The organism is Rhodobacteraceae bacterium IMCC1335 (genome assembly GCA_039640495.1).
In the GTDB taxonomy this organism is placed as follows: domain Bacteria; phylum Pseudomonadota; class Alphaproteobacteria; order Rhodobacterales; family Rhodobacteraceae; genus Thalassovivens.
Genome location: CP046864.1, coordinates 2,494,435 through 2,507,260, shown reverse-complemented (window position 1 = coordinate 2,507,260; position 12,826 = coordinate 2,494,435). Strand labels below are relative to the sequence as shown.

The 12,826-nt window shown below is 47.8% G+C and carries 12 protein-coding genes; 3 read left to right on the top strand and 9 right to left on the bottom strand.

Annotation, left to right across the window (positions count from 1 at the left end; translation table 11 throughout):
• Positions 1-621 precede the first annotated feature (621 nt).
• Complete coding sequence (locus tag GN241_12035; protein XAT58017.1) at positions 622-1,077, top strand: DUF1127 domain-containing protein; 456 nt, start codon at positions 622-624, stop codon at positions 1,075-1,077.
• A gap of 148 nt (positions 1,078-1,225) precedes the next feature.
• Here the strand turns inward: GN241_12035 and GN241_12030 are convergent, their stop codons facing one another.
• The 6 genes from GN241_12030 to GN241_12005 all read right to left on the bottom strand — a co-directional run bounded on the left by GN241_12030 (position 1,226) and on the right by GN241_12005 (position 7,989).
• On the bottom strand, positions 1,226-2,074 hold the full coding sequence (locus GN241_12030) for an IS3 family transposase (GenBank protein ID XAT58016.1): 849 nt from the start codon (positions 2,072-2,074) through the stop codon (positions 1,226-1,228).
• The gene (locus tag GN241_12025) at positions 2,071-2,358 is read right to left on the bottom strand and encodes a transposase (GenBank protein XAT58015.1); all 288 of its coding nucleotides are present in this window, start codon (positions 2,356-2,358) and stop codon (positions 2,071-2,073) included. The genes GN241_12030 and GN241_12025 overlap by 4 nt, the downstream gene beginning before the upstream one ends.
• Before the next feature lie 277 nt (positions 2,359-2,635).
• Positions 2,636-3,802: a tyrosine-type recombinase/integrase gene (locus tag GN241_12020; protein ID XAT58014.1), complete on the bottom strand. Its 1,167-nt coding sequence runs from the start codon at positions 3,800-3,802 to the stop codon at positions 2,636-2,638.
• Between the two features lie 444 nt (positions 3,803-4,246).
• The gene (locus tag GN241_12015) at positions 4,247-5,854 is read right to left on the bottom strand and encodes a recombinase family protein (protein ID XAT58013.1); all 1,608 of its coding nucleotides are present in this window, start codon (positions 5,852-5,854) and stop codon (positions 4,247-4,249) included.
• Positions 5,851-6,249: a DUF2924 domain-containing protein gene (locus GN241_12010; protein ID XAT58012.1), complete on the bottom strand. Its 399-nt coding sequence runs from the start codon at positions 6,247-6,249 to the stop codon at positions 5,851-5,853. Before GN241_12010 ends, GN241_12015 begins: the two co-directional genes overlap by 4 nt.
• Positions 6,250-6,498: 249 nt before the next feature.
• On the bottom strand, positions 6,499-7,989 hold the full coding sequence (locus GN241_12005; GenBank protein XAT58011.1) for an FAD-dependent oxidoreductase: 1,491 nt from the start codon (positions 7,987-7,989) through the stop codon (positions 6,499-6,501).
• A 65-nt stretch (positions 7,990-8,054) separates the two neighbouring features.
• Here GN241_12005 and GN241_12000 point away from each other — a divergent pair, with 65 nt between their 5' ends.
• On the top strand, positions 8,055-8,687 hold the full coding sequence (locus tag GN241_12000; protein ID XAT58010.1) for an FCD domain-containing protein: 633 nt from the start codon (positions 8,055-8,057) through the stop codon (positions 8,685-8,687).
• The gene (locus tag GN241_11995; GenBank protein ID XAT58009.1) at positions 8,680-9,708 is read left to right on the top strand and encodes an AbrB family transcriptional regulator; all 1,029 of its coding nucleotides are present in this window, start codon (positions 8,680-8,682) and stop codon (positions 9,706-9,708) included. Before GN241_12000 ends, GN241_11995 begins: the two co-directional genes overlap by 8 nt.
• Here the strand turns inward: GN241_11995 and GN241_11990 are convergent.
• From GN241_11990 to GN241_11980, 3 genes are read right to left on the bottom strand one after another with little or no spacing between them, the layout of a single operon-like run.
• Positions 9,683-10,657, bottom strand: coding sequence for a D-2-hydroxyacid dehydrogenase family protein (locus GN241_11990; GenBank protein XAT58008.1), 975 nt, complete (start codon positions 10,655-10,657; stop codon positions 9,683-9,685). The two genes, GN241_11995 and GN241_11990, sit on opposite strands and share 26 nt — an antisense overlap.
• Positions 10,654-11,754: a 4-oxalomesaconate tautomerase gene (locus GN241_11985; protein XAT58007.1), complete on the bottom strand. Its 1,101-nt coding sequence runs from the start codon at positions 11,752-11,754 to the stop codon at positions 10,654-10,656. The genes GN241_11990 and GN241_11985 overlap by 4 nt, the downstream gene beginning before the upstream one ends.
• On the bottom strand, positions 11,751-12,821 hold the full coding sequence (locus GN241_11980) for an isocitrate/isopropylmalate dehydrogenase family protein (protein XAT58006.1): 1,071 nt from the start codon (positions 12,819-12,821) through the stop codon (positions 11,751-11,753). The genes GN241_11985 and GN241_11980 overlap by 4 nt, the downstream gene beginning before the upstream one ends.
• Between the last annotated feature and the right edge of the window lie 5 nt (positions 12,822-12,826).

The window sequence follows — 12,826 nt, the reverse complement described above, 5'->3', positions numbered from 1 at the left end:
AAGTGATTACCACACACGTTAACCACACACGTTAACCACACACAATATAACCCTCGAGACCCTTCCAGGCCTACCTCATCCTAATTAAACTGCACGACAGAGGCCCGTTTGTGAAATTACATAAAGCTAGTTACTTCTATTTTCACAACTAATAATAATCCCTGATATTCACCCCAAACTTGTACTGAGTATATCTGTTGCAGACCTTCGCTATGTTCGGTTTAGGGCTTCTAAGAAGGTCAGGGTTGCAGGTAATCTTCTTGGTTGTTGGGTTATCTATGTAATCCTGAAGCCAATTATCTCTCTCTAAGGCAGGGTGTTTAAGGTAAAGTTCATAAGCATAATTTACCCTATCCCAGTATTCTAGATTCTCACGGCGCTTGTATGGGCTTTCAGAGGCATTCTGAGTGCATCTATTGAAGTAGACTCTGCATGTGTCGCTACAGAACTTCTTAGTGCTTCTACGGGCTTCATATGGCCTCTCACAGTGAAGACAAACACCCATCAGCTATAATCCATAGCCACAGGTTCAGGTCGCTTACGGAATGGCCCCAGTTCTGTTTCTTGAAGATGGCTTAAGCATAGTGACCAATAAATCTGACCATCGTGATAGACTGGACTTTGACACATCAGGCAGTTGGTTCGCCAAGGAATATGCCAAGGGTGCTTTCTCGTTCTTTTCTTGGGGCTATTACCTATAGCACCACCAACGCCCTTAAGACGTTTGTCATTTTGTTTATTCATTTTTGGGGGTTCCTAGAGTTGCAAATGCTGCATAGCGGCAATTCAGATTTCACTACGTCTAAAGCGAAAAAGGTGACCTATCTAAGAGTTGTTGAAGCAAAGGAGAAAAGAATGCTTAGACAACTATTTAAATCAATGGTCGTGGCCCGTCAGGCTGCCGCTGCAATCGAAACTTTGAAGCACATGTCTGACCGTCAATTAGAAGATATTGGTTTCACCCGTGCAACGTATGTTGACCAAATTAAAGCAAGTGTTTTGGCTGAGTTAGACGCAGCGGATGAACAAAAAGCAGTGGTAGCGCCTGTAAATCCAAACTTGGTTGGTGCTGTTTAATTACTTCTTAAACTTAGTCACGCCGACATACTCCAGCTTACCATTCTTACGTATCCAACCTTTATTGGTAACTGGAGATGTGTCGTCTTTTGAAAGGCCTTTCTTCAGGTCTTCCAGTGCATAATCCATGACGAGTTTGTCCAGCCCCCTATATTCGTCCATTGATTTTTGGTTTCTCTAATAAGGTTTCTGGGACGGGTGGGCGCATGTTCAATGCATGGTGAGGTCTGAACTGGTTGTATTGCCTAAGCCAAACATTGATAGCGACCTGGGCTTGCCGTGTGGTGTGGAACCATTCTGCGTTGAGCACTTCTTTTCGCAAGGTGCCGTTAAAGCGTTCGTTATACCCATTTTCCCAAGGGCTGCCTGGATAGATTTGCATTGGTTTGATGCCGATCCTCTTCAGCCAGTCCTGTAGATGCGTGGCAATGAACTCGGGTCCGTTGTCAGAGCGAATAAACTCTGGCTTACCATGTTTAATCAGCAGCGGGTGCAATGTCTCCAAAACGTCGTTCGCATTCATTTTGGACCGCACTGCCACGCAGAGCGCTTCACGGGTATATTCATCTAGAACCGTGAACATTTTATAGCTGTGCCCATTGCTAAGCTTATCGTGCACAAAGTCGATCGCCCAAATATGGTTGGGATGTGTGGGCCGCAACCTGATGATGGAGCTGTCTTTATGATAAAGCCGTTTGCGCTTCTTGTGCCGGCGCGGCAGCTGTAAACCTTCTTCGTTCCATAAGCGCTCGACCTTCTTGTGGTTAACACGCCAGCCTTCCATGCGCAGCAGGGCGGTGACTTTTCTATAGCCATACCACCCATATTGCTTGGCCAGCCGGATCATCGCCAAGCGTAGTTCGGTATCATCTACTGATTTGGCTTGATAGCGCAGACTTGAGCGGGCTACATCCAGAACAGCGCAAGCACGCCGCTCAGAAATATCCAGCTTTTGACGCGTATGAATAATAGCCTGACGAAGCTGAGCCCGCGTCAGGCCCGCGGCTTTAGATGATCAAGGCTCTCCTTCAGGATCACCTTGTCTAACTGCAAGTCAGCGACGATCTTCTTCAAGCGCTCGTTTTCTTTCTTGAGCGATTTCATCTCAGAAACCTGCGAACGAGAAAGGCCTCCAAACTTCTTACGCCAGTAATAATAACTCTTATCAGAAATCCCAGCTTTGCGACACGCACTCACAACGTCCAAACCATCGTGCAAATGAACATCAATCTCGCGTAACAACTTCAACACATCTTCATCAGAATAACGCTTTCGAGCCATGTTTCCTTACTCCCTTTGCCAATATATACTGGCACAGTTCTAGGGGGCTAAGACACCACGAAGTAAGCATACCCTTCGATTTTCCACACACGACACAATTAGTCATCGCCTTGAACCTTCCTATAAAATCTCACCTTGATTGCAGCACTAATAATTCAGTGGGTCAACTGATTGATGAGGTCAGTGGTGCTTTGAATAATCCACTTTAGACATCGCTTCCTTTAGCCTCTCAAACATCAGACCATCAGAATAGCCCCCATAAGTCATGTCTGAGAGTTCATGGCCCATAAAGCCTAGCGGCTACGTTATGAGGCACTCCAGCGTTCTCTAATTGAGTAGCAAAGCCTTTTCTAAGGGAGTGGAATACATAATCAGGACCGTACCCAAGTCTGGTCTTTAGCCTACCAAATCTCTTACCGATAGCATTAGACCTGTCTCCGTATTTATTGAAGGAAAGCCCAGAGATTAAATATTGACCTGTAGCTGTATCTATTAGTCTAGCGATGACTTGTTTTATGTCGTTGTGAATTGGGATTGTACGCCATCCAGCCTCTGATTTAGCATCTAGGATTTCAAACCTATCGTCAGCTACATTCTGAATTTTAAGGCTACAAAGTTCTTCAATACGACAGCCAGTGTAAGCAGCAAGCCTGATTAAGTCAGCTAGGGTAGGGTCCCTATCACAACTAGCCAGCAGCTTATGGTAATCTTGCACTCTAAAGGCTTTACGCTGCTTCTCTATCTCAGCCTTTGTCTTCTTCTTAGGCTTTGGTGGAAGAACTTTGTGGAATGGGGCAGGGATGTCCAACTGTTTGTATTTCTCAAGGTAATCCCAATACCCTCTACAGTTAGAAATAACTCTTCCTCGTGTTCCAACTGATAACCCCATTTTATTGCCGAGGGTATTATTTACCCAATCTCTGACGGCTACTTTGTTTGCATCACTAGCCATTACAAAGGTTTGTGCGAAATGATTTAAATCTCTTCTTTTGCCGTCCAGAGTTTTGGCCTCAACATCTAAGGATTCAAGGTATTCATCGATATGTTCTGAAAGAAGCGTCTTCCCTTCATGCACTATCTGATAAGCATCAAATATTTTATTATCGTATGTATCGGTGGGGCTGTCTCGAGTTGATAGGGTCACAGCAAGGTCTTCATGTGCCATCTGAATTTCATGGTCAGGTACACCAGCGTTCTTTAATCTCTCAGCGTCTACCCTAAACTGACCAGTCAAAGCCTCAAGGTTACCATCATTGGACTTTGCTGCTTCTATCAACTGTTTCCAATTATGAACTACAGGAAGAACTCTCGTTTCAGCTATGGTCAGTGACTCTGTTTCTAAAGATTGTACAAACCGAGGCTTATTAAATGTGGGTCGCAGGGTTTTAGGAATCTCTAGGATTGCGTACCATTTACGTCTTCGTTTCTGAAGGTACTTTGGCATCTATTCCTCGTTGGGCAATCACACTTACCACACACGATTACCACACACGTTTATTGAGTCAAGAACCATATTTATATGATAATAAGGGAATTAAATACATATGTCATAGTTTCCCTTCGTCTCCGCCACCACATTCTGCTCATTCCTGTTGCTGTTATTTTTGGCACTATTCCTGCGCAAGATCAGGGATTTACAACAGCGCTTTGCGACTGATGCAGCACATCACCTCTCATTTCAGCGATAATTACCGCTAAACCTCAGCTGGTCATTCACCGAGGGTAGGTTTTCCCTGTTTTTCGCTATTAACAGGGAATTTAACAGGGAATTTTTCTTTTTTTGATGTTTTGAAACGCGAAAATGTAAGGAAAAACCCAATGTTTATTGGGGTTTTATAAAACTGACCTCAAAAAATAACAGGGAAATTAATTGGAAATAACAGGGAATTTAGCTCAAAAACAGGGTTTCTTGCTCAGACCACTTACGCGGTAGATCATGCCGGGTGAGCATCTTGATTGTGAGATCCCGATTGGTCTTGCCTTCTACAATGACTTGGAGAAGTTTGGGCGATAAAAAGGCAAGGCGTATGCGCTTCCAGATCATGCCCTCAGGAATATTATGGGCTTGCATAATATCAGACATGGACCGACCTGCCTTGATTTCTTCCACCCAAGCCTGAGCTGTTACAATAGCTCTTATAAGGGCATGATTGGGCTCTCCCTTATAGCCAACCCAGGTGAGCTTGGTCCCATTCGTGCGCTTTCTTAGGATCACGGGTTCCTCAACACGCAAGAACTCCAAATCTAGTTTATTTGGATCGACTTGAATGAGCGCAGCTACTTTCTCAACATCAAGCTGGATACTTGCCTTCGTCTCACAGAGATCAACCCGCGTTATCAGATCCAGCGTGCCTTTGATATCCAACTGCTCTAACCGCTCTTTAGCCCCAACCAACGCATGGGGCTTGATCTGCGGCGCCAACCTGAACTGATTGAGTGCTTCTGTTAACCTCGTTACTACTATCTCACTCAGCAGCCCCTCCAACATATCTGCCCGCAGGCGCCACCCGGTCGGATCAGCGCCGCCTGATATGAGACGGTTTGAGTAATAGTACCTGATAACTCTCCCAGATGATTTCTTGGACCGGGACGGTGTTAATCTGTCTCCTGTCTCATCATAGACTTTTCCAACCAGAAAGGCAGAGGGCCCCCGAGAGGGATGCTTGCCCCGCTTGATGACTGACCTCCTTTGCAGCTGGTCCTGAACCCGATCAAATTGGCCTTGGTCTATAATAGCTGCGTGGAGGCCTTCATAGACATCCCGTTTGTGTCTGATCTTTCCTATATAGATGGGATTGATCAGAATGTTGTGTATGCGCCCACGGCTCCAGTTTCTCTCAGGCCAGAGTGTATCTACAGAACGCTTTACTTTGCTCAGACATCCAAGCTGCTCATAGAGATCATAGACATGCCGGATATCAGAGGATCGCACCTCACATATTTCTAAAGACTGTATTTTAGGATCTGAGTGCACTTTATAGCCCCAGGGCACCATGCCGCCCATCCACATGCCTTTCTTCTTGGAGGCAGCGATCTTATCGCGAATGCGCTCTGCTGTGACCTCTCTCTCAAACTGGGCAAAAGACAAAAGCACATTAAGCGTCAGCCGTCCCATGGATGAGGAGGTATTAAAGGATTGCGTCACAGAGACAAAAGAACAGCCCTTGGCGTCCAAACAATCAATAAGCTTTGCAAAGTCAGACAAAGACCGTGTGAGCCTATCTATCTTATATACGACGATCATATCGATGAGACCGCTTTCTACATCAGCAAGCAAAGCCGATAGAGCAGGGCGCTCTAGCGTCCCGCCAGAAATACCACCATCATCAAAGCGCTTCCTTACCAACTTCCAGCCTTCATGGCGCTGTGAGGCAATATAGGCGCTGCAGGCTTCATGCTGTGCATCCAGAGAGTTGAACTCTTGATCAAGACCTTCATCAGAGCTTTTGCGAGTATAGACCGCTGCGCGCACCACAGGCTTTCCCAGCACTCTCATGGGCGCACCCCAAAGAACTGAAAGCCTGAGACATTATAGCCAGTAATAGCGCGTGCTGTATGAGAGAGGGACTTAAAGCTCTTATCCTTCCAAACAAAGCGCCCGTCATCTCCCACCTCAACCACATGGGTGATTCCATGATACTCGCGCACAAAGCGGCTTCCGGGTTTAAAGGCAGGCCGCACTATATCGCGCCGCGCTGCGCTCTTGAGGCGACTATCCAAACGCTTTGTATATCCGCCAACGGTATCCAGCTGATAGCTATGACTGAGGATCTGTACCATCAGGGGTTTGCTTAAGTGTTTTGGAGGAGGGCGGCCCACAACCGCTCGCCATTCTGACATTAACGCCTCGCGCGAGGCAGCTGCCAAACCATTCAAATCCAGTCTCATCATTTACTCCGTACAATCATCTCGTACCGAGCAGAGCCCGACACTCTTCGGGCACAGCTACACACAGGCTTGCGGATAACAAGAAGTCCAGTGGAAAGATCAAAGATGGCTGGTTGTTAAGACTAGTTAGTCTGAGAGAACCACTCCGGATGCTTAGGACCTTTTGCCTGAAAGCACCTTTATTGGAGAATACAAAAATTGGTGGTGCTGAGAAATGGGGTTAAACATATTCCTGCGCGCCGTTGTCTACAATCACGCAAAGCGGTTCCCAACTGCACCAATGCCGGCCAACCTGCCAAACACCGCGCCAGAGGTTAACCCTGATCCTCCAGGGTAGCCTCCTTGAAACACACCGCCAACCATTTCTCCGCAGGCAAACAAACCAGGTATTGCGTTACCAGATTGATCCAATACTGCGGCTCTTTCAGAGATTTTCACACCTCCGTAAGTGAATGTGATCCCCCCGGTGACTGGATAGGCCCGATAAGGTGGTGAATCGATGGCTTGTGCCCAATTAGATTTATACAACCCTGCAGAAATTGACGACTTACCATCTTTAATCGTTGGATCAAAATCAATTGACCCTTTCGTGTTGCTATTAAATTCTTGTAGCGTCGCTTCTGCTGCGACTGCATCTAATCCATTGCATTTACCTAAAAGCTCCGAGATATTATCAGCTTCTTCATATCTGGCATCGTAAAACTGATATTCTTCATACAGTAGATCAAAGACTTTGCTGTCAAAAATTTGCCACGCTTTTTGACCTGGTTGCTGCAAAACGGCCCGGCCAAATTGCGCATAGGTGTAGTTTCTAAAATCGATCCCCTCATCGACAAATCGCGCCCCATTTTCATTTAGCATCACACCCAGAAAGTAACTAATTTTGCGATAATTCTTCCGTTCGCTATGCGGAATGTTGAGGTTGCCAAAATCTTTCATAAAATAATCCATCGGCGTAGCATGGCATCCGCTAAACCGCCCATAGCGCTGCGCCCCCAGCGCCCATGCCGCCAAAAGCCCATCACCTGTATTATGCGGCGTGCCGCGCACTTTTGCACCGCGCCATTCCGCGCCAAGCAAATTTGCCCGTAAATCTGGGTTACTTTCAAAGCCGCCACAGGCCAAGATTACTGCATTGGCGTCGATTTCTTCGCCTGAGGTTAACGTTACTCCAATAACGGCTCCATCGTCTCGAGTTTTGAGTGATTGAAACGCGCAGTTATAGCGGATGACGCCTCCCAATTTTTCATAGGCGGTTAATTCCATGTCAAAAAGGCCAACCCCTTCATTTTCTGCGGCAAGTGTAAGCCCGCCCCAAAAAATAATTTTCCTCTCTTTTTCAAAGCTTTGCCGAGACCATATTGGATTAAAAGTCACGCCATGACCGGCAAGCCAAAGCAAAGTTTCATAGCTTTTTGAAACAAGAACCCGTTGTTCTTGGCTTAGCGGTGCACCATCATTGAAGCTGGAAAGATCAGCAGCAAATTTTTCTTGCGTATAACTTCCAAAATCTGCGCGCGCTATGCGCGGATCATCTAGCCTTGCCAAAAGGGGATGTAGATCCTCGCTGGTCTCATAAGAAAATCGCATAGCGCCGGCTGTATATTTTGTATTCCCACCGGCCATGTCGCGATCCGCTTTTTCGATCATTAACACATCTGCGCCCAGTTCGCAGGCTGCAATTCCTGCACAAAGGGCTGCATTTCCAGATCCAATGATAACGACATCCCAACGCTTGCCCATAACTCATTCCTTGTATAATTGCATCCAAGCGTATACAATATGCTGATTAACATTCAAGAGTGCCCATGTCGACTCCCACCCCAATCTATCAAAAATTATTGGCAGCCATCGAAAACGGTGAGCTGCGCCCAGGCGACCGGCTTTTGGAAACGGATCTAGCGCAACGCTTTGGCGTTAGCCGGACACCCATCCGAGAGGCGATCCGTCGATTGGAAACCGATGGGCTTGTGGCGCATAAACCGCGGGTCGGAGCGATGATACGTGTCTTAGCCCAGCAAGAAATTGTTGAGCTTTATGAAATGCGGATTGTTTTGGAAGCAACCGCCGCGCAAATGGCAGCCAAGCACGCCTCAAAGGCGGAAATCCATACCCTTAAAACTTTGAATGCGCAGATGATGCAGGTGGCAACGGATCCCTATAAAGTGGCCATGCTTAATCGTAAATTTCATGGCTGTATCCTCAGCGCGGCGCGCAACCGATTTCTATCGCAAAGCCATAATTCGTTATCGCATGCGCTGGTTCTGTTGGGAAAAACAACTTTGGAAAGCTCTGAGCGTGTCAAAGACGTGGTTTCGCAGCATGATGCCATTGTCGAGGCCCTAAAATCGGGTCAGCCGGAAACAGCTGCTAAACTAATGCGCAAACATATGGAGGCATCACTTGAACATCGCTTGAAGGCGTTACAACTCGATGGGTAAACATTTGGCAACCCACGGGATCGGCCTTATTGGCGCATTGATTTTTATATGGTTGGATTTCCCCTTGCCTTGGCTGTTTGGACCCTTGTGCAGCTGTTTGATAGCCGCAGTTTTTGGCGCACAATTAACAACGGTGAAAATTATAAACGATGGGATGCGTACGATCTTGGGCGTGGCTGCCGGTGCAACTGTAACAATAGGCTTTGTGATAAGTCTACCGGGGCTGTGGGATACATTAATCTTTATCCCGATAATCGTTTTTGTCAGCGGCGTGGTTGGGGTCTGGTATTTTAAAAACCTCTGTGGCTATGATTTTCCCACTGCATATTATGGCTCAATGCCCGGCGGCTTGCAGGATATGTTGGTTTTCGGTGAGGAGGCTGGGGGCAACGTCCGGGCTATGTCTTTAATTCATGCCACGCGCGTCTTGGTTATCGTGGTCTTATTGCCTATTCTCTTAACCTCTGTTTGGCAGGTGACGCTTGATCAAGCGCCGGGCAAGCCCGTGCATAGCTTTGCATTGGATCAACTGCTTATCCTTGGGTTTTGCGCCATAGCGGGATGGAAAATCGCCGCCTATTTCAATATGTTTGGAGCCACAATTCTTGGTCCGCTGCTTTTGACCGCTTTTGCCAGTATGACAGAAGTTTTACAGACCCGTCCGCCGGCCGAAGCTATTTGGGCGGCGCAATATTTTATTGCGCTTGGAATTGGCGTTAAATATGTTGGGATTTCTATAGAGGAAATCCGCAAGGATATCCTGGCCGGTTTGGGGTTTTGCGTATTCTTATTGCTGCTCACCCTGGTGATTGTAAGTTTTATTGTACTTTATGACCGTGCTCCAGCGATTGAGGCAGTTCTGTCGCTTATGCCAGGTGGGCAGGCCGAACTTGTCGTCATGGCGTTGATTGTCGGTGCCGATATGGGATTTGTTGTAGCGCATCACCTGTTTCGTATATTCATTGTTATATTAGGGGCCCCGATCCTTGCTAAGATTATGCGCGCCAAATCTGGCCATTGATCATATTGATCGGCGCGCCCGCTTGAAAGGCAATCACCTGATCAAAAATATCTGAAAATTGCAGTTCAAATTCATCTTCGGTGACAAATCCGATATGCGGCGTGCAGATAAGATTTGGATGCGTGGCCAGGGGATCAGCGGGCCAGGTGATCGGTTCTTGATCAAATACATCTATGGCCGCACGCCCTGGTCTTCCGGCATTTAACGCCTCCAAAAGAGCGCCTGGTTCGATAAGCGCCGCACGGGATGTATTTACGAAAAGCGCATCGGGGCGCATTGATGCAAAATCCGTTGTGGTAATCAATCCACGCGTTTCTGGTTTTAGACGCACATGTACAGAAATCACATCGGCGCTTGCAAAAAACTCTGAACGCGTGGGCGCCACTTTTTGGCCGTTCAACTTGGCGCGTTTGCGCCCTGTCTCAGAGCCCCACCAAACCACGTCCATCCCAAAAGCCTCTGCGTAGCCGGCGACTGTTTTACCAATGCGTCCATACCCATAAAGGCCCAAACGACGACCATGCAAAGTTTTCCCAACTCCCATCTGCCAATGACCCGCTTGTAGGCTAGCCATCTGCTGAGGAATTTGCCGCATACTGGCCATGATCAGCGCCCATGTATGTTCTGCTGCAGCAAAAGAGGGCGTACCAGAATGCATATTAGAACACAGCAATACACCGTTTCGCGAACAAGCCTCGACATCCACATGCGGATAAACACTGCGCTGCGAGATTAATTTTAAGTTTGGTAATTGATCCAGCAATTCGGCTGTAATCGCCGTACGCTCTCGAAAAAGAACCAACGCATCAAATGGCCGAAGGCGCATCGCCAATTTTGAGATATCTGTTTCGTGATCGGTAAAGACCGTCACCTCTATCCCATTCAGTTTTGAAAAACAGGTCAAGCCACGCAGTGTGTTGAACCAATCGTCTAAGATTGCCAGTTTCATCGACCCGTATGTCCATCCCAAATCTCAGCTGGCACATAAACCTGTCCGTCTGCAAGTTTTCGACAGGTACGGATCAACCCCGCCGATTTATGTTCAAATGCACCATCCTTCAGACGGTAATCAACCAACACCTCCATGGAGCCCATCGGATGTTCTAAAGTTATTTTAGCAGGTATTTCCATAGGCCTTTCCAGCAACCCATCCGCCACGGTTCCCGGGGTTAACGCACAAGAGGCCAAACATTGACTGCCGGTTACAGCCATTGTGGGGTGCGTTTTCCAAGGCATGAAATAACGCGTTGTTAAACTTCCACCATGCGTAGCTGGTGCTATTAGACCAAATTTCGGCGTCACAGATCTACGCACATCGCCCATGCCCATGGCGGCGCCCGCTTTAATGCGCAGCGCCTCCATACATTGAAAAAACACTGTATTTTTATCGAGTTCATCTCGTGTTTCATACCCGCTCAAGCCAAAATCAGCTGCGCGCGCAATCACCATAGGCATCGCCACATCCATGCAAGTGACCGGGATGCCATCAATTTCATCGGTTAAATTGCCAGTTGGCAAAAAGGCCCCTGTTGAAGAACCCGCAACTTTCATAAAATTCAGCTCAACCGGCGCGGCCGTTCCGGGCACTCCGTCAATTGCCGCCTGGCCGGCATAGCTTATCTGCCCTCTTGGCGTTTGTACTTTAGCGATGATTTCAGCGCCTGTATTCACTGCATGTATAGCGACCGAGGTTTCCCCCTCCGAGGAGGGGTGTAAACCCATTTCAATCGCTGCCGATGCCACGCCTGAGAGAATATTACCGCAGGTTGGTTTAAAATCGACCAAACCATCTTCCACGCTGACCTGTGCGAAAAAATAGTCAATATCTGCCCCGGGTAGATTTGATCTGGAAAGCATTGCCACCTTGGTCGTGACGGCATTGCCCCCGCCGATCCCATCTATGTTCAGGGCATGACCAGAGCCAAGAGCTGAAATGAGTACGTTGGCCAATTGATCCAAATTTTGCGGTAGGTCTGCTCGATTGAAATAAGGGCCGCGTGAAGTACCGCCGCGCATAAAGATAAAAGGGATTGGCGTCTGGCTCATCGCTTTTCTTTCCTAATTAGGTTGGCCAAATGTGCCGCAAATTCCTGCGTGCCTAACCGGCCACCCAAATCACGGGTCCGGCTGGTTGGGTCAGAAAGCACCGATTGTAGGCACTCTGTCAATAAGGCGGCGGGATCTATTGCCCCAAGATGCAGGAGAAGCATTGCGGTTGAACGAATGAGCGAGGTTGGGTTTGCCTGATTTAACCCTGCAATATCCGGAGCTGATCCATGCTGCGCTTGCGCCACTGCGTGCTCCGTCCCGAGGTTTAAAGATCCGGCTAAACCTAAGCCTCCAGACAGCTCTGAGGCAAGATCTGATAAGATATCGCCAAACATATTGGTGGTCACGATAACATCAAAGCGGCCCGGATCTCGTACCAACAGGGCAGCCGCTGCATCAACCAGTATTTCATCATATACCACATCCGGATAATGCGCCGCCATTTTACGCACTTCTTTTAGAAAAAGCCCATCAGTCAAACGCATTACATTGGCTTTATGGACAGCCGTGACATGTCTGGCCGGCCGTTGCATTGCACCCTCAAAAGCTGCGCGTGCAATACGTTTTGAACCTTGCGCCGTAATCTTGCGCATGGCCAAGGCCACGCCCTCTACCGCAATGAATTCTGATCCGCCCGAGGCCATGTTACGATCCGCATAAAAACCTTCCAGATTTTCACGATATATGACCAGATCGATAGGTTTTGAGATTGGGTTTGGTAACGCCTCTAACGACAATGCCGGACGAATATTTGCAAATAGTTCTAATTCGCGCCGCAACACTCCAGAGGGGTTTAGCCCCCCTTTAGAAACAGGTGGATAAACATTATGGGACACCGGACCGAGCAGCACGCCATCAACTTCTTTTGCGGCTGTGATCACTGTATCTGGAATAGTGCTGCCGCTTGCTTTTAGAGCAGAAAGCCCGATCTCCATATCTTCCCAAGCGATCTGCAGCCCGCATGATTGTGTCAAAGCAGTCAAAACTGTCTTTGTGGCTTGCACGATCTCGGGGCCGATACCATCGCCGCTAAGCGATAAAAGCTTTAATGTGCTTGCTGCCATCCCTA

Bases quoted from the DNA above. Each gene is read 5' to 3' on its own strand.
- GN241_12025 (XAT58015.1), bottom strand. From the start codon at position 2,358: ATGGCTCGAAAGCGTTATTCTGATGAAGATGTGTTGAAGTTGTTACGC.
- GN241_12020 (XAT58014.1), bottom strand. From the start codon at position 3,802: ATGCCAAAGTACCTTCAGAAACGAAGACGTAAATGGTACGCAATCCTA.
- GN241_12015 (XAT58013.1), bottom strand. From the start codon at position 5,854: ATGAGAGTGCTGGGAAAGCCTGTGGTGCGCGCAGCGGTCTATACTCGC.
- GN241_12010 (XAT58012.1), bottom strand. From the start codon at position 6,249: ATGATGAGACTGGATTTGAATGGTTTGGCAGCTGCCTCGCGCGAGGCG.
- GN241_12005 (XAT58011.1), bottom strand. From the start codon at position 7,989: ATGGGCAAGCGTTGGGATGTCGTTATCATTGGATCTGGAAATGCAGCC.
- GN241_12000 (XAT58010.1), top strand. From the start codon at position 8,055: ATGTCGACTCCCACCCCAATCTATCAAAAATTATTGGCAGCCATCGAA.
- GN241_11995 (XAT58009.1), top strand. From the start codon at position 8,680: ATGGGTAAACATTTGGCAACCCACGGGATCGGCCTTATTGGCGCATTG.
- GN241_11990 (XAT58008.1), bottom strand. From the start codon at position 10,657: ATGAAACTGGCAATCTTAGACGATTGGTTCAACACACTGCGTGGCTTG.
- GN241_11985 (XAT58007.1), bottom strand. From the start codon at position 11,754: ATGAGCCAGACGCCAATCCCTTTTATCTTTATGCGCGGCGGTACTTCA.
- GN241_11980 (XAT58006.1), bottom strand. From the start codon at position 12,821: ATGGCAGCAAGCACATTAAAGCTTTTATCGCTTAGCGGCGATGGTATC.